The organism is Rothia sp. CCM 9417, assembly GCF_048513575.1.
Classification (GTDB): domain Bacteria; phylum Actinomycetota; class Actinomycetes; order Actinomycetales; family Micrococcaceae; genus Rothia.
In genome coordinates this window covers 464,488-487,006 of the sequence record NZ_JBLXXT010000001.1, presented here as the reverse complement: position 1 = coordinate 487,006, position 22,519 = coordinate 464,488, and the positions used below count along the sequence as shown (strand labels likewise).

25 protein-coding genes are annotated in these 22,519 nt (G+C 57.1%); 10 read left to right on the top strand and 15 right to left on the bottom strand.

Going from position 1 to position 22,519, the window contains the following annotated elements; genetic code table 11:
- Positions 1 to 114 precede the first annotated feature (114 nt).
- Positions 115 to 1,710, top strand: a complete 1,596-nt coding sequence (locus tag ACN082_RS02210) for a phosphatase PAP2 family protein (protein WP_419099215.1) — start codon at positions 115 to 117, stop codon at positions 1,708 to 1,710.
- Positions 1,711 to 1,811: 101 nt separating this feature from the next.
- Here the strand turns inward: ACN082_RS02210 and ACN082_RS02205 are convergent, their stop codons facing one another.
- Positions 1,812 to 2,726 (bottom strand): MBL fold metallo-hydrolase, encoded by a 915-nt coding sequence (locus ACN082_RS02205; protein ID WP_419099214.1) that lies wholly within the window; start codon positions 2,724 to 2,726, stop codon positions 1,812 to 1,814.
- Positions 2,727 to 2,953: 227 nt separating this feature from the next.
- Between ACN082_RS02205 and gluQRS the strand changes: the two genes are divergently transcribed.
- The 6 genes from gluQRS (at position 2,954) to ACN082_RS02175 (ending at position 8,463) form a co-directional block, all read left to right on the top strand.
- Positions 2,954 to 3,925 carry a tRNA glutamyl-Q(34) synthetase GluQRS gene (gluQRS, locus tag ACN082_RS02200; protein WP_419099213.1) on the top strand — a complete coding sequence of 324 codons (972 nt, stop codon included), beginning with the start codon at positions 2,954 to 2,956 and terminating at the stop codon, positions 3,923 to 3,925.
- Positions 3,926 to 3,930: 5 nt separating this feature from the next.
- Positions 3,931 to 4,872, top strand: a complete 942-nt coding sequence (locus tag ACN082_RS02195; RefSeq protein WP_419099212.1) for an EamA family transporter — start codon at positions 3,931 to 3,933, stop codon at positions 4,870 to 4,872.
- Positions 4,873 to 5,119: 247 nt separating this feature from the next.
- On the top strand, positions 5,120 to 6,619 hold the full coding sequence (putP, locus tag ACN082_RS02190; RefSeq protein WP_419099211.1) for a sodium/proline symporter PutP: 1,500 nt from the start codon (positions 5,120 to 5,122) through the stop codon (positions 6,617 to 6,619).
- A 216-nt stretch (positions 6,620 to 6,835) separates the two neighbouring features.
- On the top strand, positions 6,836 to 7,789 hold the full coding sequence (locus tag ACN082_RS02185) for a 1,4-dihydroxy-2-naphthoyl-CoA synthase (RefSeq protein WP_419099210.1): 954 nt from the start codon (positions 6,836 to 6,838) through the stop codon (positions 7,787 to 7,789).
- A 154-nt stretch (positions 7,790 to 7,943) separates the two neighbouring features.
- Complete coding sequence (locus ACN082_RS02180; protein WP_419099209.1) at positions 7,944 to 8,198, top strand: type II toxin-antitoxin system Phd/YefM family antitoxin; 255 nt, start codon at positions 7,944 to 7,946, stop codon at positions 8,196 to 8,198.
- Positions 8,199 to 8,205: 7 nt separating this feature from the next.
- Positions 8,206 to 8,463 carry a Txe/YoeB family addiction module toxin gene (locus ACN082_RS02175; RefSeq protein ID WP_419099208.1) on the top strand — a complete coding sequence of 86 codons (258 nt, stop codon included), beginning with the start codon at positions 8,206 to 8,208 and terminating at the stop codon, positions 8,461 to 8,463.
- A 485-nt stretch (positions 8,464 to 8,948) separates the two neighbouring features.
- On the opposite strand, the gene ACN082_RS02170 is transcribed toward ACN082_RS02175, so the two are convergent.
- From ACN082_RS02170 to ACN082_RS02160, 3 genes are all read right to left on the bottom strand, one after another.
- Entirely contained in the window at positions 8,949 to 9,122 is a 174-nt protein-coding gene (locus ACN082_RS02170; protein WP_419099207.1) for a hypothetical protein, read from the bottom strand.
- A gap of 308 nt (positions 9,123 to 9,430) precedes the next feature.
- Positions 9,431 to 9,661 carry a hypothetical protein gene (locus tag ACN082_RS02165; protein ID WP_419099206.1) on the bottom strand — a complete coding sequence of 77 codons (231 nt, stop codon included), beginning with the start codon at positions 9,659 to 9,661 and terminating at the stop codon, positions 9,431 to 9,433.
- A gap of 2 nt (positions 9,662 to 9,663) precedes the next feature.
- Complete coding sequence (locus tag ACN082_RS02160) at positions 9,664 to 9,834, bottom strand: hypothetical protein (RefSeq protein WP_419099205.1); 171 nt, start codon at positions 9,832 to 9,834, stop codon at positions 9,664 to 9,666.
- 112 nt (positions 9,835 to 9,946) lie between these two features.
- Between ACN082_RS02160 and ACN082_RS02155 the strand changes: the two genes are divergently transcribed.
- Positions 9,947 to 11,200, top strand: coding sequence for an AMP-binding protein (locus tag ACN082_RS02155; RefSeq protein WP_419099204.1), 1,254 nt, complete (start codon positions 9,947 to 9,949; stop codon positions 11,198 to 11,200).
- Between the two features lie 87 nt (positions 11,201 to 11,287).
- Positions 11,288 to 12,205 (top strand): 1,4-dihydroxy-2-naphthoate polyprenyltransferase, encoded by a 918-nt coding sequence (locus ACN082_RS02150; protein WP_419099203.1) that lies wholly within the window; start codon positions 11,288 to 11,290, stop codon positions 12,203 to 12,205.
- Positions 12,206 to 12,290: 85 nt separating this feature from the next.
- On the opposite strand, the gene ACN082_RS02145 is transcribed toward ACN082_RS02150, so the two are convergent.
- On the bottom strand, positions 12,291 to 12,572 hold the full coding sequence (locus tag ACN082_RS02145; RefSeq protein WP_419099202.1) for a hypothetical protein: 282 nt from the start codon (positions 12,570 to 12,572) through the stop codon (positions 12,291 to 12,293).
- An 87-nt stretch (positions 12,573 to 12,659) separates the two neighbouring features.
- On the opposite strand from ACN082_RS02145, the gene ACN082_RS02140 reads away from it, so the two are divergent.
- Positions 12,660 to 13,064, top strand: coding sequence for a PLD nuclease N-terminal domain-containing protein (locus ACN082_RS02140; protein ID WP_419099201.1), 405 nt, complete (start codon positions 12,660 to 12,662; stop codon positions 13,062 to 13,064).
- 65 nt (positions 13,065 to 13,129) lie between these two features.
- Here the strand turns inward: ACN082_RS02140 and ACN082_RS02135 are convergent, their stop codons facing one another.
- The 10 genes from ACN082_RS02135 to ACN082_RS02090 form a co-directional block, all read right to left on the bottom strand.
- A complete protein-coding gene (locus tag ACN082_RS02135) occupies positions 13,130 to 14,194 on the bottom strand; it encodes a hypothetical protein (protein ID WP_419099200.1) in 1,065 nt (354 codons plus the stop codon).
- 19 nt (positions 14,195 to 14,213) lie between these two features.
- Positions 14,214 to 14,558 carry a PadR family transcriptional regulator gene (locus tag ACN082_RS02130; RefSeq protein WP_419099199.1) on the bottom strand — a complete coding sequence of 115 codons (345 nt, stop codon included), beginning with the start codon at positions 14,556 to 14,558 and terminating at the stop codon, positions 14,214 to 14,216.
- 141 nt (positions 14,559 to 14,699) lie between these two features.
- Positions 14,700 to 15,791, bottom strand: a complete 1,092-nt coding sequence (gene ccsB, locus ACN082_RS02125) for a c-type cytochrome biogenesis protein CcsB (RefSeq protein ID WP_419099198.1) — start codon at positions 15,789 to 15,791, stop codon at positions 14,700 to 14,702.
- Positions 15,792 to 15,883: 92 nt separating this feature from the next.
- Positions 15,884 to 17,485 (bottom strand): cytochrome c biogenesis protein ResB, encoded by a 1,602-nt coding sequence (gene resB / locus ACN082_RS02120; protein ID WP_419099197.1) that lies wholly within the window; start codon positions 17,483 to 17,485, stop codon positions 15,884 to 15,886.
- Positions 17,486 to 17,537: 52 nt separating this feature from the next.
- A complete protein-coding gene (locus ACN082_RS02115) occupies positions 17,538 to 18,290 on the bottom strand; it encodes a cytochrome c biogenesis CcdA family protein (RefSeq protein WP_419099196.1) in 753 nt (250 codons plus the stop codon).
- A complete protein-coding gene (locus ACN082_RS02110; RefSeq protein ID WP_419099195.1) occupies positions 18,283 to 18,891 on the bottom strand; it encodes a TlpA family protein disulfide reductase in 609 nt (202 codons plus the stop codon). Before ACN082_RS02110 ends, ACN082_RS02115 begins: the two co-directional genes overlap by 8 nt.
- A gap of 48 nt (positions 18,892 to 18,939) precedes the next feature.
- Positions 18,940 to 19,629 (bottom strand): histidine phosphatase family protein, encoded by a 690-nt coding sequence (locus ACN082_RS02105; protein ID WP_419099194.1) that lies wholly within the window; start codon positions 19,627 to 19,629, stop codon positions 18,940 to 18,942.
- 108 nt (positions 19,630 to 19,737) lie between these two features.
- Positions 19,738 to 19,992 (bottom strand): glutaredoxin family protein, encoded by a 255-nt coding sequence (locus ACN082_RS02100; protein ID WP_419099193.1) that lies wholly within the window; start codon positions 19,990 to 19,992, stop codon positions 19,738 to 19,740.
- 89 nt (positions 19,993 to 20,081) lie between these two features.
- The gene (locus ACN082_RS02095) at positions 20,082 to 20,180 is read right to left on the bottom strand and encodes a 30S ribosomal protein bS22 (RefSeq protein WP_005504750.1); all 99 of its coding nucleotides are present in this window, start codon (positions 20,178 to 20,180) and stop codon (positions 20,082 to 20,084) included.
- A 248-nt stretch (positions 20,181 to 20,428) separates the two neighbouring features.
- On the bottom strand, positions 20,429 to 22,486 hold the full coding sequence (locus ACN082_RS02090; RefSeq protein ID WP_419099192.1) for an FCD domain-containing protein: 2,058 nt from the start codon (positions 22,484 to 22,486) through the stop codon (positions 20,429 to 20,431).
- Positions 22,487 to 22,519: the final 33 nt, after the last annotated feature.

Below are 22,519 nucleotides of genomic sequence, written 5' to 3'. Positions count from 1 at the left end.
AGCTCAAGCTCGAGCACTCAATGAATTTATTTATTTGGACTCGTTTCAGTGTATTTTGCTTGATAGGCTCGTGAAGGTACCTAACAGGCGGCAGAAAGGTAGTTGGGGTTTACTGTGAGTTTTAAAGAGCGAGACACCCGGGCTATCTCAGGCGTCCCCGACGATGCTACCGAGGTGCTGGCTACTCCCACCGTAACCACCCGTGTGGTGCCGCAGCCAGAGGGCCAAGACCCCACCATGCTTCTTTCCGCCCCCACCTCCCATAAGGGCCCTACCGCCGTAGAGGATGCAGACGCGACAGTTGTGCTACCGGTATCCGCCCAGCAAACAGCGCCCCAGAGCTCCCAAGATAGTGCACCTACCGCCCCTCTCGGAACCTTTGATCCCGATGCGACCCTTGTTCTTCCCTCAAGCCGCCCAGTAGCCCCCGCCATGGCTGACCCTACCGTGCCACTCAAACGCGATGAGCTCAAAACCAAACTGCAAGAAAGCGGTTTACAGGGAATAAACGCCGCCAAAACTGGTTTAGCCACTGCAAAAGCAAAAGCAATGCAGACAGCTGAGCGGGTCAGGCAGGAACGCGCAGCACGCGCAGCAACAAGTAACGCCCAAGAACGCCCGGTAGCCCAGCAAACTCCAACGGCGCGGCAAGCCCCCTTGACTGCCCAGCGCCAGCCCCGGCCCCTCTATGCCCCGGCTCACACTGCGCCCGCCCGCTCCTACCAGCAGGCCCAGCCGCTACCGCCCCACATGCTGGGGGTACCCGGCCAGCCGGTCGAAGCACATGCAGGCGAGAACTCACCCTCCGGCCGACTCCAGATGCTCACCCCGTCACATATCAGGCAGACCAGGCCCTCCCTCTGGACCCTCATCCAGCACTTCTTTGCCGCCGGAACCCTCTTCTTCCTCATGGTTGCCGCTTTCTTCTTCTTCGTCGGGACATCCATTGGCCAAGAACTCGATGAAGTCTCCTTCCAGGAGTTTTCCTACCAGTTCATGACCTACACCGACCAGACATCCAGCCTACTCGACTCCATCCCGGCCGCAGCGGGAATTATTGCGGCCGTTGGCATCCTCTTTGTACTGGTCTGGAAGCACCGTTTCCTCCCGGCGCTCGTAGGCCTGGGCATGGCCTTGGGCGCTAACCTCTCAAGCCAAGTGCTCAAAAATTACATCATCGTCAAACCTGACCTGGGCATCCAGGAAGCCCTCATTAACTCTGCCCCGTCAGGTCACACAACCTTTGCGGCAGCCTCCGGTCTAGCGCTCTTCCTGGCCTCGCCTAAACGGTTCCGGCCCACTGTTGCCCTCCTGAGCATGTGCTTCACCGTAGCAGCAGGTTATTCAACCGTCATCAACGGCTGGCACCGCCCCGGTGATGTCATAACAGCTATCACCCTGACCGGGCTCTGGGGAGTCCTCGGCCTTGTGATACTGCGGTTCATGCGCTCCGAAGAACTCGACATGAGCAACACCCAGCGTTCAGGTCTCATCCTGGTCCCGCTGCTCTCCATTTCAGGGTTCTTTGTTGGTTTTTGCGCCGCCGCCCTCTATTGGGTCACCTACACCAACCCGATTCCCGGTTCAGCCTTTATGGCAGCGCTCTGCCTCATCGCTTCGGTGGCAGCCTTTACCACCTGCATCCAGGTTGCCCTGCTCCGCCCACAGAATAAGCAACGTAGCGCCTACAAGCGGGTATGGGCCTACTAAAAATTTCTATACCTGAATAAGACGGATGGCCGCCCTTTGGGCGGCCATCCGTCTATCAAGCTATTTCTGTGCAGGTTCTGCCGGCCTCTGAGGCTAAAAGCCTAACCCCGGCCCAGAGTAATAGGTCCGGTCAGACCACTAGCGACATTCTCCTGGAAGGTAGCCTCAGAAAGGCCCTGACCCTGAGCCTCAAAAGCCTCAAGTTTGAGCAGACGATCCAGCAAAATACGGGTGGAGCCCCCCGAGTACGGTAGCTGGTACATAGAAGCTGTAGTAGCACCCTTAACCTTTTTCAGGGCAGAGTCAGCGATGCTTTGGATAGCATCTTCCATAGTGCTAGCCATACGCTCAATAAAGGAACTCTCCACGGGATTACCGTGACCCGGAACAAAAATCCGGTAACGGTCCAAACCAGCAAGGGTTCTCAGCGTGCGCACCCAGTGTTGAGGGTAAGAATCGTCAAAGGCAGGATCAGAGCCCTGCTCTACCAGATCACCGGTGAAGAGGACATCGTCCACACCCACCAGCACGTCACCGTCGGTATGGGCAAGACCCAGATACATAAGAGTTACCGCGCGCTCACCGAGCTCAACACGGGTAAAAGCCGGGCGGTTACCGTCACCGGGGAGCAAACGGTTGGGAGTCACAAGTTCGGTGTTGGGGCCCTGATCGTGCGCCATCTCCGGCTCCAGGACCTCAACATAAAGACGCTGGCGATCACCATAGGCCTCAATAGCGCGGGCCGCTCGGGGGTGAGCCCAAAAATCGTCCACACCGTCGGCTTTAAACACAGCATTGCCCATAAAACGGTCGAAGTGGGCATGGGTGTTAACGACTACCAGAGGGAGGTCAGTCACCCGGCGCACCGCTCGCAGAATCTCCGCGCCCTGACGTGGGCCTGCACCGGTTTCAACCACGAGTGCTTTCTCGGTTCCCACAATGAGCCCCGAGTTCAGCCGGTAGTTGTCCGTTGAGATCTGATAGATACCATCGGCAATTTCAATAGTTCTAGCCATACTCTCTAAGGTACTTGAATTCTGAAGGTCGCTCCCCCTTTATTAGCTTCTGAGGGGCTTATTTCTTGACACACTCCCCTACGTGAAACTACCTAGCCATGTCAGCGCAATCTTTTGTCACATATTCACCACAGTGATTTATGCCCGATTCTGAGACATGAGACCCTAAGAGGCCCCTATTTCCCCCTAGAAGCGCAGGATGGCCCTGTCCCAGCTACACTGGTTGCATGCCTCAAACACACCCCGACACCCTCCCTCCCTGCGGTCGCTATGCGCCCTCACCATCGGGTGACCTGCACCTGGGGAACCTCCGCACGGCCCTCCTGGCCTGGTTATTCGCTCGCTCAGCCGGGGGCAGGTTTGTCATGCGCGTTGAAGACCTCGACCGGGTTAAGGCAGGGGCTGCTGAAGGCCAGCTTGCCGACCTCACTGCCCTAGGCATTGACTGGGACGGTAAGACCCTCTACCAGAGCACACGACTACCGGCCTACCGGGCCGCTGTGGAGAAGCTACTAGCGGAAGGTCTGGTCTATGAGTGTTTCTGCACCCGCCGCGAAATCCAAGAGGCTTCCTCAGCTCCTCACGGTGCACCGGGCGCTTACCCCGGCACCTGCCGCAAGCTGACTGAAAGCGAACGCGCCGCCCGCCGCGCCCAACGACCGGCCGCCCTTCGTCTGCGAGCGCACACTGATTCTTTCACCGTCACCGATTACTTCGCGGGGAGTTATACCGACGCTGTAGACGATTTCGTGCTGGTGCGTAATGACGGCACCTACGCTTATAACCTGGTCTGCGTTGTCGATGACGACTATCAGGGTGTGACCCAGGTGGTGCGAGGCGATGATCTGCTCTCCAGTGCGCCCCGACAGGCCTACCTGGCAACCCTGCTAGGCCTTGGGGTGCCCACCTACGCGCATGTGCCACTAGCCCTAAACACCCAAGGCAAGAGGCTAGCTAAGCGGGATGGCGCTGTCACCCTTGCCCAGTTACAGGCAGCTGGGGTAAGCCAGGCTGAGATTCTACGGATGATTTCGGGCTCTATCCCGCTCCCCCCGATCACTGCTTCAGGCGGTAATACCAGCACCCCGCATCTGCCTGAAAGCGCCGCTGAAATGCTCAGCGTCTTTTCACCGGACAAGATTGGCCGGGCCCCCTGGATCGTGGTTGATCCCCTCCTGGAAAGTACCTGCTGCCTATAAAGCCTATGAGTAACCCAATAGTTCAGAACCCCAAAAGCCTGCATGAGCGTATCCCCGCCGAACACCGGGGTACGGCTGCCTTCCTGCTGATTTTAACCGGCTCGCTGGGAATCCAAATATCGGCAGCTATCGTATCCCCTCTCTTTGAGAGCCTGGGGGCCAGCAGGGTGGCGGCCCTCCGTACCCTCATTGCGGCGGTTGTTCTCTGGGTCTTGGTGCGCCCTAATCCCCTGGCCCTGGGTAAAAAGGATGCCTGTCAGGTACTGGTGTACGCTCTAGTCCTAAGCCTCATGAGCGTCTGCTTTTATAATGCTGTGCACTACATCCCTTTAGGGGTTGCTGTCACCTTTGAGTACCTAGGTGCTTTCACGGTAGCTCTTCTAGGAGTAAGGAGGCTCCGCGACGGGGTCTTTGCCCTGGTCGCCCTAGTCGGTGTAGTCCTGATTGCCGGTCCCACGCTAGCAGGTGGCTATCACCCCCTGGGCTTCATCTGGGCGCTAGGAGCGGCAACTGCCATGGCAGGCTACACTCTCTATTCGGCGCGGTTGGGTTCCGCATCACCAGCCACCAGCGGACTCAAGGGCACGGCTCTGTCCCTAGCTTTATCTGCCATGCTCATGCTCCCCCTCTCGCTTCCCGCTGTGCCAGAACTCGACAGTGGCACCTGCTTCAAGCTGGCGCTCTCCGCCATTATAGGTGTGGCGCTGGCCTACTCAGCCGATAATATCGCCGGCCAGCTAACCAGTGCCGCCGTTATTGGCGTCCTCTTCTCTATCGACCCGGTAGTCGGAGCCGCAGTAGGAACTGTCTTGCTCGGTGAGATACTCACCCCCTGGTCCTACCTGGGGATTCTGCTGGTGGCGGCCTCCGGGGCCTACATTGTATGGCGCACCAACCGCTTGGCGATCGCCCTTAGCGCCGCCGTCAACGGACATAGCACATCCTAAATGAGGAATTGCTAAGCCCAGCTCAAGGCTGGTCATCACAGATTCGAAAGCATGGGAACCTCCAGTAGAAAGTGTCAAAATGACCTATAAGGTGTAAGCTAACCCACAGGCTAAAATCTTAGGTTTGACCTAGTTTCAAGTAACCTCACAAGGGTACTTGTCACCTGACCATACCCACACCAGTGCCCCACCGCCGCTGTAACTATGGCTGGCCTCTATGGGAGCGCGTAACATCCAAGAGGAGCTCATGAGCAACACCACCTACCAGTTGGTGGCCCTGGCCATCTACTTTGCCGCCATGATTGGCATCGGCATCTGGGCCAAAACCAAAAACAACAACCTCGATGACTATGTTCTCGGCGGTCGCTCCCTCTCCCCAACAGCCGCCGCCCTCTCAGCCGGAGCCTCAGACATGTCCGGCTGGCTACTCATGGGACTGCCCGGCGCGCTCTACATCACTGGCCTGGCAGAAGCCTGGATTGCAGTCGGCCTGACCATAGGTGCCTGGCTCAACTGGAAATTTGTTGCTCCCCGTCTGCGGAGCTACACCGAAGTATCGCGGAACTCCGTGACCGTCCCCAGCTTCTTCCATAACCGTCTGCGCGACCCCTACGGGGCCATCCGCATCTTCTCTGCAGTGGTTATCCTGATCTTCTTCACTTTCTACGTGTCCTCTGGCATGGTGGCCGGTGGTGTTTTCTTCCAGTCCACCTTTGGGGGCAACTACCACACCGGCATGGTGCTGGTGGCAGGCATTACCATGCTCTACACGCTCTTTGGTGGCTTCCTGGGTGCCACCTACACCGACATGGTTCAGGGTCTGCTCATGCTCGTAGCGCTCATTGTTCTACCTATCATGGCGCTCTTCTATGTGGGCGGCTTCTCGGGCCTAGAAACCACCATCGAGTCCGTCAATCCCACGGCTCTTTCGCTCTTTGCCGGCACCAGTCTGCTGGGTATTCTCTCCTCCATGGCCTGGGGCCTGGGCTACTTCGGGCAGCCCCACATTATCGTGCGCTTTATGGGTCTGCGCACCGTAGCTGATGCCCGCGCCGGCCGCCGTATCGGAATCTCCTGGATGCTAGCGACAATTATCGGTGCTATGAGCGCCGGTCTGATCGGTATCGCCTACTTTGCCCGTCACCCTGAGGCTCAGCTAACCGACACCAAAAACGCTGAATCAGTCTTTTTGGATATGTCCCAGTATCTCCTGCACCCCCTGCTCGCAGGTTTTGTTTTGGCCGCCGTTCTCGCTGCCATCATGTCTACCCTGTCTTCCCAGCTAGTTGTCTGCTCCTCAGCGCTGGCTGAGGACCTCTACAAACTCACCAGCAAGGGCAAGGAGCTCTCCGCTTCCAAGGGGCTGTGGCTGGGCCGCGGTGCTGTTTTAGCTGTTGCTCTCATTGCCGCCGCCCTGGCCTGGAACCCGGATTCGTCGGTCCTGTCCCTGGTGTCCTTCGCCTGGGCCGGCTTCGGTGCCGCCTTTGGCCCCATCGTCCTGCTTTGCCTCTACTGGCGTAAGCTGACTGTCGCCGGTGCGGTTGCCGGTATGCTGGCAGGTACAGCAACCGTCTTCATCTGGGGTTACAACGACACCCTCTCCGGTTACATGTATGAGATTGTCCCCGGCTTCCTGATTAACCTGCTCGTGGCCTACCTGATCTCGATAGCCACCTACAAGGGTGACTCCGTTCAGGCCCAGGAAATCAACCAAGAGTTCGACCGCGCCGTGGAACTTACTCGCTAACAAGCGCCTCAGCCAAGAGATAAGACCGCCCCGCTATCTGCCCCAAGGCAAGGAGAGCGGGGCGGTTTTATGTCCATTCCTAACAGCAGGTACAGCAGTGGCAAGCGCCCCTCTTGCCCGGCTCGCTCACACTCGCTGGGCAATGTATTCCAGCCCCCAACCAGCTTGCCTGCCACCGTGCGTCTGTTTCTGTACTTGCCTGGGTAAACTGGTGGCATGACTAACCAACTTCCCGTACAAGTTTCCGATATTTTTGACCCCCACTCCTGGCGACTGGTCGAGGGCTTTGAAGACCTTACAGACATCACCTACCACCGGCAGGTAGAACGCAAGACTACCGGCGAAATTGTGCGGGACCTTCCCACCGTACGGATCGCCTTTGACCGCCCCGAGGTCCGCAACGCCTTCCGCCCACACACCGTTGATGAGCTCTACCGGGTACTGGATCACGCCCGCATGACCTCCACCGTGGGCACCGTACTTTTGACCGGTAACGGCCCCTCACCCAAGGACGGCGGCTGGGCCTTCTGCTCCGGCGGGGACCAGCGTATTCGCGGCCGCGATGGCTACCGCTACGCCGAGGGCGAGACTCGCGACTCCATCGACCCTGCCCGCGCGGGCCGCCTGCATATTCTGGAGGTCCAGCGCCTGATTCGTACCATGCCCAAGGTGGTCATTGCCCTGGTCTCCGGCTGGGCGGCAGGAGGTGGCCACTCCCTGCACGTGGTCGCGGACCTGACCATTGCCTCCGAGGAGTACGGTAAGTTCAAGCAGACCGACGCAACCGTGGGCTCTTTTGATGCGGGTTACGGCTCGGCACTATTGGCGCGGCAGGTGGGCCAGAAGTTTGCGCGCGAGATTTTCTTCCTGGCCAAGGAGTACGATGCCCAGCGTATGTACGAAATGGGTGCGGTGAACGAGGTAGTGCCGCACGCTGAGTTAGAGAAGAAGGGCCTGGAGTACGCGGCGCATATTGCCCGCCAGTCGCCGCAGGCTATCCGTATGCTCAAGTTCGCCTTTAACCTGCCCGATGACGGCATGGTGGGCCAGCAGGTCTTTGCCGGTGAGGCAACCCGTATGGCTTACATGACCGATGAGGCGGTAGAGGGCCGCGACGCCTTCTTAGAGAAGCGCGATCCTGACTGGGAAAGCTACCCCTACTACTTCTAGGATTCTCTTCCCCACCGGTTTTACCCAGATGCGGGGTTTCCTTTCGAATGCGCGGCTTTCTCGCGCAATTGGAAGGAAACCCCGTATTTCTTTGCGCACTTTACCTTGTCGAATAGGCTCAGCATAGGTACAGTTTCCTGTACAGGAGGATTTTATGAAAACTATGACCTACACAGAATCACGTTCTAGATACGCCCAGGTACTTGATTCTGTGGTTGATGACCGTGAAGAAGTAATCATTACCCGCGCTGGGCGCGAACCTGCCGTAATTCTTTCCCTGGCCGAGTACGAGTCTCTCAAGGAAACAGCTTATCTTTTGCGTTCCCCCGCCAATGCACGCCGCTTACTTAACTCAATTGAGGAGCTTGAGTCTGGCCAGGGCAAAACTCATACCCTTGCAGAAGGTTAGCGAACCTATGAAACTGTTGTGGAGTGAGAGCGCCTGGGAAGATTACTTGTGGTGGCAGGCCCAGGACCGTAGGGTGCTTAAACGGATCAACGCCTTGCTCAAAGATATTCAGCGCAATGGCAATGAGGGCATTGGCAAGCCGGAAGCTCTGCGCAATAATCTTTCGGGGTACTGGTCCCGCAGAATCACAGAGGAGCACAGGCTGGTTTATAAAATCGTTGACGACACCATCAGAATCGCGGCAGTCAGGTACCACTACGAATAGCCTCAACGAAAAATCAGATGGACGCACCAAAACTCGGCTTTTACAAGGCAGTGGATAGATTCAAACCTCTAGGATTCGGGGAGAACTTAAAGTTATTTTCGACAGTTGCAGAGGGATGAGGGTCAAATTGCTTTTCCCAGGCACAGGAAATTATCGAGCAACGAAGTATAGTTAAAGTTAAAAAATATCAAACTTTAATTTCTGATGATTACTTGCGTTCCTGGTAAAACCCAGAGAATCAAGCTTGATACAGCTTAGGTCGCCCAAAAACCTCCGTAAGTTTAATATCCACATTGATTATCTCCAGCTAGCTTGTTTATCGACTCTAAAACATGGTCATTAACAACGAAGTTTAAAAAAAATTGAAAACTGAATCTGTATTTCATTCAGGCCTTCCTCAAGCCGTCCAACACAGGAAGTCCTTTCATCATATACAATTTCTAGTGCCGATTCGAAGTCACCCCAATTTGGTGTACCATCATCTTTCAAGCCCTCCATTTTTCAAGAAGTAAATTTTCTTCATTAAAATTACTCATTTTTAAAAAATAATAGAATGACTCAAAAGAGGTGGCACACTTACTCCCTACATGTTTAAGAGCAAATATATCAAAACCGTTTCCAACCAGAAACACAATTCGATTATCAATTTCATTTCCCACCAGGCCCTCCTAGAACTACCGGCGTTCAATAATTATGTGATATAAATTCAAACCATTAAACCCCTGGAGATAAAGCAGTATTTGCTGTTGGCCCAGGCTCCTTTTCTTAGGAGCACAGAGTTGGGGGGTACAAGCATCTATCGGGTGCAGGGATGCCCTTTGCTTATGTTTTGAGGCTCCCGAGCAAGGATTATTCCCTTATCATCAAGAATGCGTTCACGTATTTTCGCTGTATTCCTTCCACCTGCGCGGTTTCTCTCGCGCAACTGAAAGGGGGCCTCCGCATGTCGGTCAGCAAGAGGGAACAGCTACTCTGCCTCTTGCCCACCCTGAGCGCGGCGGCGGTCGATGGCCTGTTCTTCAAATTCCAGCTCAATGACGCGCAGCTTATTCTTGCGCACCCAAGTCAAGAGCACCACGATGGAGAAAACAAAAAGAGCCAGCTCAGCCGCCAGGTAGACCAGGCCAACAATAGTGATAACCAGTTCACCAGTAGTGGGTACCAGCGGGTTAGTCGCGTCTGCAAGAATCAGGCTCATGGCTACTTACCTCCCCTAGCATCAAGGTCCCGTCCCAAGCCTAGTCGCTTACGAATTACCCGAATCTCAGCTTTGTTCTTCTTGTGGAAAACCAGCATGGCCCAAAAGACCAACCCAAAGAACGCTAGCTGGATTAGCAAGGCAAAGACCTCACCAGCACCAATAGAAAACACTATTTTCCTTTCTTCTGCCAGGGGCCACCCCTAGCATTACTGTTACCCACAACACTATCAAGCGGATTGGGCTAAGAGCCACTCACTGCCCAGGCGTAAACTGGAGAACATCATGCACACACACCAGCTCACCCCCCTACCCGCACCGCCCCTACCCAGCCCGGGCTCCGCCGTCATGATGGATGGGGCACCAATCTGTGCAGTAGAGGAACAGGTGGAGCGTTCCCTAGCCCTCTTCGATAAGGCCTTTGCCTGTGGAGATCAAGACCAAACCGCTCCGGCGCTTGTCGTAGCCACCAGCGGCTCTACCGGTCGGCCTAAAAAGATTGTGCTCTGCGCAGGTGCCCTCCAGGCTTCTGCCGACGCAACCAGCAGGGTAACCGACTGCAGTTCAGCCCAGTGGCTCCTAGCTCTACCAATCCACTATGTTGCCGGTGCCCAGGTGCTAGCCCGCTCAGTGCTGGCAGGGACCCGGCCCGTACTCACCCGTTCCATTGCTGAGGGAACCAGCTTTAGTGCCCGCGACTTTGTAGATAGTGCAGAGCGGCTCACTGCCCGCGAGCGGCTGGTATCCCTCGTGCCGACCCAGCTCCACCGGCTGCTTGAAACACCGGATGTCGCCCTGCGCCAGGCCGCAGTGGACGCCCTGCGTTCCTTCTCGGCTGTTCTGCTCGGCGGTGCCCCCTCCAGCGCCCAGCTGATCGCGACGGCCCGGCAACTGCATCTGCCCGTTATCAGAACCTACGGTTCAGCCGAAACAGCCGGGGGCTGCGTCTACGAGGCTACCCCCCTGCCCGGTGTGTGCGTGCAGATAGAACCGGCGGAAGATACCAGCGCACCCGGCAGAATCTGGTTGGGCGGGCCGACCATTGCCAGCGGCTACGCGCAGGACCCCCAGCGCACAGCCGCACACTTTTTCATCGACCCCAGCGGCACCCGCTGGTACCGCACCGACGACCTCGGTAGTTTTGATGCCGCCACCGGCAGGCTCACCGTGCAGGGGCGAAGCGACGACGTGCTCATCTCCGGTGGTATCAAAACAAGTGCCCGGCAGGTGGCCGCCGCTCTCGAAAGCCACCCGCTCGTTCAGGAGGCCCTGGTCTTTGGGCTCCCCGATCCTCGGTGGGGTCAGGTTATTTCCGCCGCCGTGACCCTAGCCGGAGCAAACGATTCAGCCGCCAACCACCGGCCTGAAAACCTGGACAGCGAACTGATGGAGTGGGTTGCCCACCAGCTGGGCCCGGCCTCAGCACCCAAGCTCATTGACTTCTTCCCGCAAGGCTTCCCTATCCTCAGCACGGGCAAACCCGACCGGAAAACAGTCAAGGACAACCTGGCCACGCGGTGGGCCTCACTCACCGGCTAAACCCCTAGCCCAGTAAAAAGTGGGATAATAGGGTGTTTATGTGGGTTATCCCCGCCAATTACCCCGATAAAGTACAAGGAGCAAGCAGTGGCAACAGTTGCACAGTGGATTGAAGGAGCGCGCCTACGCACCCTCCCCCTGGCCGCCGCACCCATCATTGCTGGCTCCGCCGCCGCCTACGAAGTCAAGGAGTTCAGGCCAGAACGGGCTCTACTGGCCTTTCTGGTGGCCTTTTTCTTACAGGTGGGAGTCAACTACGCCAACGACTACTCCGACGGCGTTAAAGGAACAGACGAGGTGCGCGTTGGCCCCCTGCGCCTGGTCGGATCGGGAGTTGCCAAGCCCTACCAGGTCAAGCTGGCGGCCTTCCTCTGCTTCGGTCTTGCCGGGCTGAGCGGCCTGGGGTTGATCATGCTCTCCCAGCAGTGGTGGTTCCTGGCCATCGGTGCTTCTGCGGTACTGGCGGCCTGGGGTTATACCGGCGGCAAGCACCCCTACGGCTACCTGGGTCTAGGCGATATCTTTGTCTTTATCTACTTTGGTTTGGTCGCTACCCTGGGTACGATGTTCACCCAAACTGCCCAGCTTACTCTCACCGCCTGGGTTTGTGCCGTGGCTATGGGGCTCTTCTCCTGCGCCCTGCTCATGGCCAATAATGTCCGTGATATACCCACCGACATTGAGGCCGGCAAGAGGACCCTGGCTGTCCGCCTGGGGGACAGGGTTTCACGCTTGACCTACACAGCGGAGATGGCCCTGGGCTTAGGTTTAACTGTTCTGCTGGTCCCCAGTAATCCCTGGTTTGTTCTCACCTTTATTTTGATTGGCCCGGTCGTTCATTCCTGCCTGGTAGTGCTCTCCGGTGCCCTGGGGCTGCAGCTCATTCCCGTGCTCAAGCAGGCGGGCTTTATAGCCCTCTGCTACTCAATTTTTATTGCCCTAGCGGTGATACTCCACCCCTTAGAGATCTTCGCGGAGCGGGCTACGGTCTTTACCGGTTACTAAAGCCAGCTGGTGATTCAGAGCCCGCATAAGATAAGTACCCCATCAACGCATCAGGGACGCCCGGTGGAGCGTCCCTGATAGCGTTTTAGAGGCTCTGATGTGAGCGGTTGGCCTCGTCGATTTGGTCTTCGACGGCCTGATCTTCTTCAGCGATAGTAGTCTTCTCACGGGGCTTGCGCTTGAGCAGACGGTTAAAATCGCCAGCGGCGGCAACATGCAGGCGGGGGAAGGCAAGGTAGCAGATTGCGAACCCAATGATGACACCGCAGATAGCGGAGAGGTAAAGGCCCGCCCCAATATAGTAGGCGGCGAAGAAAGCTAAAGCCGCAAGACTGAGTCGGAGCAAGGAGTACTTGAAAAAATTCACTCCCCCAGTCTACCCTGCCCGGTCGGTTTACCTCGCTATCAGCGCACAAGCTCATCTAGCGGGCTGGAACGTGCCACACTAGAGGGTATGGGTAGAGCTATTTTGATTATTGGCGGTGCCGCACTGCTAGTGGGCGTGTGGATTTTTTCTGTTCTGGATGCCGCTCAGAGCGACCGGGGCCTGGTAAGAACCCTACCTAAGGGGGCCTGGCTGGTTGTTTTGATTCTGTTCCCCTTACTGGGATCTGTGCTCTGGTTCTGGTTGGGCAGGCCGCCTAAATCACGGTACGGCTCTTTCGGCGCGCCTGTTGAGAAACCGGTGATAGCCCCCGATGACGACCCTGAGTATCTTCGTTTTCTTGAGGCTAGGGCCAGACGAGAGAAGCAGGACCGCGAGCGCAAAGGGCTGAAGAAACCTGCTGACTCTGAGCGGGCTGCCCCTCAAGATCCCGAGGACCCCGACCATAAGCCAGAAGATGGCAGTTCCTCATAAACCTTGAGCCCCCGTAGCAGTCGCCACGGGGGCCTCATTTTTGCCGGTTTTCTAGGCTTGATTTTCTAGGCCAGGGGCTTCTGGGCCTTATGGTAGGCGCGCCAGCTTTTACGGGCCTCCGTGACCAGCAGTATCACGAGCAGGAATAGGATGGGTAGTTTCCAGCTAAGAGCCTGTGGGTCATTGACGGCAAAAGCGCTGTAGGCCCAAAAGCAGCAGGCCCCTAGGCTAAGCGAGGCTCTCAGGAGGTTGCGGTAGGGCTGGACCTTGCCTTGCCCGGCCAGTGAGCGGGCATAGGTAACGGGATCACCAAACTCTTCTAGGGCACTACTTTGGCTGAAGGCTAGGTGTTCTCTCACGCGGTAGGCTTCTTCGCGGGCACGGGCTTCGGTCATATCGCCCCGGGATCGCAGTTCCTGGATGAAAACGGATAGCCAGGCAGCTTCATCACCGGGCACCAACTCCTGTGCTGTGTGCGGTGAGGGCTCTGGGAGGTGTTTGAAGGCTAAGGCTCCCAGTAGACCGAGAACAGCTGCAATCAGTAGGAGCCACCAGGGGGAATAGCGGGTGCTGCTAGCACCGAGCAACCCAAAGACGCCCGCCGTTGCCCCAGAGCCAAGGAGCGTGAAGAGGGCACAGGCCGTAAGAGCCTTGACGAACCCCCAGCGCCTATTGGCCCGCTGGTAGAGGGCACCTACCCCTAGGGTAAGGAAAGCCAGAAGCAGGGGGGCCGCTAGCATCCCTATTTTGGGGTCGGCCTGGCGGTCGCTCGGTAGCGCTAAGACCAGCAGGAAGAGAAGAGAGTAGAAGGCTCCCAGGCACAGACCAAAGCCAATAAATTCTTTCAGGCTTAGGGGTGTGTCTTCAAGAAAGACCTGGGTTCCCTTGTCGCGCCAGAGCGCAATTTTGTGGGCGACCCATTCCTGCGGCGGGCCGTAAAGTTGGGCTGGGCTTTGCCCGGTTGTCTCTACCTGCCGGATAACGCCCCGCACTGCGCTTTCGCTGGTTGCGGCTTTGACGGAGTTGGTGGCTAGGGTGGCGAAGGCGGCCTGTACCCAGTCGGTATCTTCAGACAGATCACTAATCTGCCTGATCTCTTCGGTCAGTCTTTCGTAGGGGGTCCTTGCCATAGCTCCTCCTTAAAATCTTTCAGCCAGTGGTGGCAAGAGCGACAGGCAGAGCACCCAGTTGCTGGGCCAGTTCCGCCAGCCGGCTGCGTTGGGCTTCTAGATGGCGGTGACCGGCACCCGTGATGGCGTAGAGCCTGCGGGCGGGCCCGTTCTCGCCCTGAGTCCAGCTAGTAGTGACAAAGCCTGCGTCTTCTAATTTGGAGAGAGCTGGGTAGAGGGAACCGCCCTTAAGCTTGCCGTACCCCCACTGCTCGAGGTGTTGGGCCAGGCCGTATCCATGGGCTGGTGCGGCTTCAAGGCAGGCCAGGATGGCCAGGGGCAGGGTGGCTCTGATCAGAGCCTGGGGGTACATGCTGTTTGCCATAGTCCGCTCCTTTCATCACTAAGTAGAACATGTACCTAGATAGATTTCAAGAGTTACCCTGGGAACCCACAAAAAAGCCGGCCTCTTCCCTGCCCATCAGCAGAGAAGAGACCGGCGCTGAGCACCTAGCCCTAGGAACGCTTACAGACCCGAGTAAGAGTGCAAGCCAGAGAAGAAGACGTTCACCACGGTGAAGTTGAAGATAATGCAGAGATAGCCAGCAATAGAGAGCCAGGCTGACGGCGGGCCAGACCAACCCCGGGTTGCACGGGCGTGCAGGTAGGCCGCGTAAACAACCCAAATAATAAAGGTCCAGACTTCCTTGGTGTCCCAGCCCCAGTAACGGCCCCAGGCCTTTTCAGCCCAGATAGCACCAGCAGCTAGAGTAAAGGTCCACATCGCAAAACCCACGGTATTCAAGCGGAAAGCAAAGTTTTCCAGCGCGGTAGCCGAGGGAATCAACCGCATAAAGCCCATACGGGTCAATGAGGTGTCCTGGTCGGCCAAAATCTGACGCTCACGGGCCGTCTGCACAAGCTGAAGAACTGCCATGGCAAAAGTGATGGTAAAGACCGCAGAGGCCAGCACCGCAATAGAAACGTGAATAACCAGCCAGTAGCTTTGCAGGGCGGGCTTAAGCTGGCCCACCGGTGTATTAAAGCCCATAGTGGCCGCTGTCATCATCACGAGGGCCAGCCCCGAAACCAGGGTGCCCACAAAACGTAGGTCACGGAAAACCAGGAACACCAGGAACACAGCAGTCACCAAGAAAGCACCGGTAGTGCAAAACTCGTACATGTTGCCCCAGGGAACCCGGTGGGCAGCCAAACCACGGGTCACCACACCAGCAGCGTGAACAAGGCAGCCCAGCACCATGATAGCTACCGCAGCACGCGCAGCCGGACGACGCTCACCGCTACCATAGCGCATATCCGAATCTGCCACATGGGCGGAAATCTTAGCGGCGGCCACACGCTGGTAGCCCATGCCACGAGCACCGGTTCCTTGCTCGGTACTGCTGATAACTGCAGCAGGCACCGAAGCGGACTTGCCGCCCACGCCTGCTCCCACAAGTTCCTTCTTGGACTCTTGGGCGGCTTCAAGCCGTTTGGTAATGCGCGAGTTAGCGGCAACATCCCAGCTGAAGGCAATGAAAGCAAACATGTAGGTAAGCGCCGCAAGGTACATAAAGAGTTCACTCCAGCGGGCGAACGTTTCGTTAATTTCTGGCATAGGCTTCTCGATTCAAAAGGTGCTACAAGCAGGGTTAGGAGGCCGAGGCCTGTATGGGGCGGCGCACCTGCAGAGCCGGTGTGCACGGGTGGTTATGCTTCATCAAATTCTAGTCCCCATCGCTCAGCGAGCAAGTTCGTGAGCTTATCTGCTTCTAGGCTTAGACGGGGGTCTTCGCCACGAGCCAGCAGGGCATACTCGACCGTGAGTGCGCGCTCCGCACCCTCCCCTGTTTCACGGGCCCGCACCCAAACACGGCGGCGAGCCACAAAGAGCGAAATAATCAGGCCCGCAAAGAGCAGGATAAAGGATGCCAGTGCTAGCGGGCGGCCCGGATCCGAGCGGATTTCTAAGCCAGCGTACCGCTTGACGCCCAGGAACTCGACAGTGCCGTGTCCATCGGGCATGGTGGCTTTGGTATTGCTTGCATCAAGGACGATACCGTTGCCCTGGGCCATGGTATTCAGCCCGGTTAGGCTTTCAAGGTCAAGCACATAGACATTCTGGGGCACCCCCTTATCGAGCCCCAGGTCACCGGTGTAGCTTTGAAGAACCAGCATGGGGTTATAGAGGTCTGAGTCGATTGAGGTCGGTGCGGCCCCGGTAGTTCGTTCGCCGGTAGGCAGGAACATACCCACAAAGCCCAGCTGGTCGGGGCTCGCGTCGGGAACCTTAAGAACCACCGATGACAGGTAGCTCTTACCCGCCGGTAGGCCTACCACGGGGCCTTCAAAAGCTACGGTACCGTCGTCATTGCTTATTTTGATGACGGGAGCATAGCCGTTTCCCAGCAGGTAGATGCTGGTGCCCTCAAAGTAGATAGGTTCATTGACCTTGAGGGTCTGCTGGCGGCTTTCCCCGTTGGAATCAGTGAGAGTGAACTCGGCAGAGTAGTCAATATCGTCCCCGTAGGTGGGGGAACCTTTCTGCCGGTCGTACTCTACCGTCATGGTATCCATGGTCGCGGCGTAGGGGACCAGCCAGTCGGGGTTGTAGTTTGTACCGGGGCTGAATGAGTCATAGCTCATCAGGGAGTTCACAAAAGTTTCGTCTTCCGCAACAATCTTTTGGCCGCTGTAGCCAAAGAGGGACCCAACAGCAACGGCGACCAGCACCCCCATCATGGCCAGGTGGAAGAGGATATTGCCCAGTTCGCGTAGATAGCCACGTTCAGCCGCTACATTGACAGCGTCTGCTTCCTGGCGGATCTCTACCCGGTAGCGGCGCTTCCTGAGGATAGCCGCAGCGTCTTCAATGGCTTGCTGGGCTGTGAGCCCTTCGGTGCCCTCGCCCAGGGGAATCATGAGGGTACGGTGCTGGGGTAGGCGGTTAAAGTTCTTGGGCGTGCGCGCAGGAGCAGAGCGCATCGAGCGGAAGTGTTTGAGAGCGCGAGGGATAACGCACCCAATCAGCGAGATAAAGAGCAGAATGTAGATAGAGGCGAACCAGACTGAAGAAAAGACATCGAAGAGCTGGAGCTTATCGGCAATAGGGCCCCAGGTCTCGTGCGCTTTGATGTAGTCATTGACCTTTGCAGGGTCCTGAATACGCTGGGGAAAGACCGAGCCGGGCACAGCGGCAACAGCCAGCATGAGCAGCAAGAAGAGCGCGGTGTTCATCTTGGTGAGCTGCGTCCAGGCCCAGCGGAGCATTTCTAGCGGCCCGAGTGCCGCCGCGTCTTGAGTCTCAGCCATGATTTCCTTGAGTAATGAGTGCGGGTATTTGTGTGGTGGTGAGTACCGATACTTAGATAGGGAGCTGGTAGACCGGAACCGTAGCTTGGAACCAGGACATCATGGAGGTCCAGGCTCCCGTGGCTAGCAGAATACCGATAAGGATCAGCATGGCCCCGCCCAGTTTCTGCAGGAGTAGGCGGTGGCGGCGTGCCCACCCCAGGGTGTTAACACCCCTGCTGATCCCCAGGGCTACCAGCAGGAAGGGAATACCCAGCCCTAGGCAGTAGGCCAGCGTCAGAAGAATAGCTTTAGTATTACCTGACCCGCCGGTGTAGACAAGGGTTTGGACGGCGGCAAAGGTGGGGCCGATGCAGGGAGCCCACCCCAGGCCAAAAGTCATCCCCAGAATCGGTGCTCCCCACAGCCCTGCCGGTGGTTTTGCCTCGATTTTTCGGTCCTTCTGGAAAAAGTTGAAGCGCCCCATAAAAATCAGGCCCATCAGAATGACCAGGGCTCCCAGGAGCACATCAACCCAGCGCTGACCGCGTAGCCAGGGGGCGGCACCCAGTTGAGCGAGTACCACCGACATCAGCACGAAAATCAGAGAGAAGCCGAATACGAATAGGCTAATCCCAACCAACATGCGGATGGTTCGGTGGCGGGCACTCATCTGGCCACCCGATAGGCCCGTAACGTAGCCAACATAGCCGGGTACCAGCGGTAGCACACAGGGCGAGGCAAAGGACACCAGGCCGGCTAAAGCCGCCAGGGGCAGAGCCAGCCATAGTGAGCCATCAAGAACTATTTGGCCGTAGTTAGGCACTGATTTGGTCTTCGAGCAGGGTTTTGAGAACCGATTTATCAATCTGCCCTAAGATGCGGGCGGCTACACGCCCTTCGGCATCGAGCACAACAGTAGTGGGCACGGCCTGAGCAGGAACATACTTGCTCATGGCAAGGAGCACCTTGCCGTTCAGATCCCTAAAGGAGGGATAGGCAACCCCGAATTTTTTCTCGAAGGCTTCAGCGGTGCCTTTTTCATCGCGCACGTTAGCACCGTAGAAGATAACTTTCTGGCCATAGCTCTCATAAAGCTCGTTGAGCCAGGGAGCTTCAGCGCGGCAGGGCGCACACCCTGCGTACCAGAAATTGATCAGGACCGGCTTACCGCGCAGTTCTGATGCTCGAACAACCGAACCATCAAACAGCTCACCCTCAAATTCAACGGGTTGCCCCCGCTCCCCCTGCGCGTATTCGGTGACGCTACCATCACCGGCAATATATCCCTTAGCGTCCCCCGCATCAGCCTGGGATGCCAGAGAATCTTGGCCTTGCGAGCAGGCAGATAGAAGCCCCACAGTGCCCAGAGCAAAGAGCCCCAGAGCCTGCTTACGGCTCACTCGTAGGTCAGAAGGAGTCAACATAAAAAGGGGGTCTTTCGAGTCAGAGGGTGTGAGGATGCAACTGGGCTATTATGACCCGGGTAACTGAATAACACCTGAGTACAGCTCCGCAGCAGGCTCAACATAAGAGAGTTTTGGCTTGCCAGGAGCAAAAATATTCTTGAACTTAAGGCTGGTAATGGAAGCTAAATTACACTGGCGTGCGCGGGGGTCATGCGGTAGCAGACCACCCTCCACCGAGGTGCGGGCCATCCAGATGGGGAGCTGGTGGGACACAATGATTGCCTCGGCGCCATCACCCCCCAGCTCATAGGCTGTGCGTGCGGCGTCCTTAATGGCCTCTGCCATACGGGCAACCTGTTCCCTGTAGGGCTCACCCCAGGAAGGACGCAGGGGGTTCACCAGGTGCTTCCAGTGTGAGGGGTTCCCCAGCAGCTCCTGCTTATTGACGTGCAGGCCCTCAAAGTAGTTATCGGCTTCAATCACACGTTCATCGGGCTGAGCGGTCAGGCCCAGGAGCTCTTCAATCGGTGCGGCAGATTCCCGGGTGCGGGTGAGCGGCGAACAGACCAGGTGCACGATATTGGCCCCGGCATCGGAGCGGCGCTTAAACTCTTCAGCGCTCAGACCCACCATTTTCTGCCCGGTCTCGGACAGGTGGTAGTTGGGTAGGCGCCCGTACACAATACGATCCGGATTGTGCACTTCGCCGTGGCGCATCAGGTGGACAGTAACAGTAGCCTGTTGTGGTGTGCTCATATACCTAGTCTCTCAGACGCGGCCAACAAGCGCTAACCCGACCTGAAGAGCCAGGGTATCTCTTGGCCACCACTGCGGTCTGTCAGGGCTTTGCCTGGCCCAACGTTTTTAGCCAGCCAGTTTTTTCTCCAGCAGGCGAGCAAGACGCTTGGTGTTGATTTGCCAGAAGTCCTTAACCTCCCCGTCCACCCGCAAGACCGGAATCTCGGTACGGTACCGCTCCAAAAGGTCGGGGTCATCCTCAACGTTAATCTCGGTAAAACTCAGGTCAAAGCCTGAGACAACCTCCTGGGTTGCCTGCCGGGCGGATTCGCACAGGTGGCACCCTGGCTTGGTCAGAAGTTCAATAAGCGGTGTGGCCATAGTCTTTACTCTATCGCGCCAGCGCCTCTCGTCACACTTTAAAGAGCGTGAGCCCCGCACCCAAAGGTGCGAGGCTCACGGTGAAGAATTTACTTCTTATTGCGGCGCTGGTGGCGAGTCTTACGGAGAAGCTTGCGGTGCTTCTTCTTCGACATACGCTTGCGGCGCTTCTTGATAACTGAACCCATAGGATTCACCTCACTTATTAAATAGAGTGGTTGATACCCGGCCGACATCACCTGATAGTTCAGGTGTGTACGGTAGCTATCCGGGGGTTATACCGGTATAAACGCTCCCTTACACACGCTTTTGGGCACAAAAATACCCTCCGCGTGAAAAAACGCTCTCTGTCAAGAGTACAGGTAAACAGGACGTTCCGAGGCCCGTTCACCCTCAAGTGAGAACATTTTCTCGTTGCATTTCCCACACTGAGCCTTTAGCGGCGGTTTTTCTTAGATTTCTTTTTACCCTTTTTCTGGCTCAGGATACTCCCGGCAGACGCAACAGTACCCGGCTCAGTAGGTTGGCCAGTCTGTGCCGGTAGGGGCTGCTCGGCCTGGCCGTTCTTAACCTGCGAGGTCTCATCCTGCCAGGGAGCGCTCTTGTGCAGGTCCTCATCCTCCCAATCAGAGTAGTCGGCTGCACCGTCATCCTCGGCAAGGGGGTCGATGTACTCATACCCCTCAAACGAATTGGTTTCAGGCTCATCAGATATATGCAGGGTATCGTCCACATCGCGGGAAGGCTCTGCGGGCACAGCCGACCTGACCGGAGATTTCATCTGCTTAAAACCAAAGTAGTTAACGATATCGAAGAGCTTCTTAGAAGCTACCCTGCTGGGGCGCTTCGGCTCAGATGCGGCGATTTCTCTTGCAGGCGCAGGTGACTCCATGACCTGAGCTTCAGGTGCATGAGCGACCTGCCCAGTCTCACAAGCAGGTGCGGCCCCTGATTCCCTAGGGTTGGCCTCAGTACGACGAGCTAGCTTCTTGGCAGCAGCCAGACGAGCTTCTTCGTTTCTGAGCTTCGCTTCAAGGTCTTCTACCGGAACCCTCTGGACCGGAGCCGATACCTGCTCTGCAACTACAAGAGGTTTGTCTTCTTGGCCGACCGGTTGCCAGTCAATGAGGCGCCGGACCGGGACCGGCTTGGGCGAGGTCTGGCGCGGTGGAATCACCGTTGCACGAACAACGGGGCTGACGGTACCGCGACGCTTACGCGTAGCGCTACCGGTTGGTACAGCCCGCTCTTCTGCCAGCGCGATGGGCTCAGGACGCTCGGGCTGCTGGTCAGGCTGTTCAGATACAGCAGGTTCACGGGACTTCTCTTCCTCGCTATCCAGCACAAGATCAGGCTCAGGAGTTTCTGCGGCCTTAGCTTGCGGCTCCTCTTCCGAACGCTCTGCCGGTTCTTGGCCCTTGGGCTCTACAAGAGCCTGGGCGCTCTCAGCTTCGGCAGTATCTTCGCTAGCTTGAGGGGTCGCATCAGCCAGGACCTCCTGTGCAGTCACAGCTTCGGCTACTTCGGGAGCATCTTCTACAGGGGCCTCCTCCAGCGGAGCTTCCGGCACGGTTTGCACAGGCGAGGCGGTAACAGGTTCGGGCGCAGGCTGTTCTTTGCTCTTCTCTAGGACAGACCGTGCAGGCGAAACAGAAGACTTAATGGGCTGAATGGTTGCCAGAGCTTCAAAGAGATCTGGCTCAATTGCACCACCCCACTGCTCCGGCAGGAGCCCCTTGGCATCAATATCCACGGGTTCCAGAGTGAACTGAGGGTCCTCATCCTCCTGCCCCATGTCCTCTGGCAGATCAAGCCGGTGACCTGCCTCAGCAAAACGCTCATGCAGGTTAGCTCGCAACAGGGTCTGAGCAAGTGCAGGATCACCAGAACGAGCCGCATCGACAATGGCACGGTACTCCATACGCAAACGAGCCGATGTCGCACTCCACAGGGGAACCCGGTTAACAAGCTCAAACCGTGCTTCAATCATGGCATCGCGCAGCGTAGCCAACAGGGCAGAGACCAGGGCGTTACCCGACAAACGACCCAGCTGAATATGAAAATCAGCCTCAAGGTCGTGGAAATCGCTGAGACTGGTAGCGGCATCCTGCATGGCCCCGACAATCCGGTCAAGTTCGGGGAAGGCAGACTGGTCAAAAGACGGCCCGGCCAAGGCGTAGCTTTCCAGGAGCAGGCAGGTGTTTAACAGGTCCTGGCGCGGGGCTCGTGAACTGGCCAAGTAGAGGCCGATGGCAGGGCCAGCCGATGATGCCGGCTCACGCAAGAGAACGCTGATGATGCTCTTCTTGCGCCCCTCATAAAGCCTTAGCACCCCGATTTCTTCGCAGTGCTTAAGGCTTTCACGCATCAGATTTTGGCTGAGACCCACCTCGCGGGCCAGCACTCTGTCATCGGGTAGTTCATCTCCCAGATGCAGGTTTTGGTTAATCAGTTCATTCTCAATCCAGTCGAGAAACTGCTGATGGTGTGCCATATAGGGTTGTGTTTTCTCTCAGGTAGGGGTCTA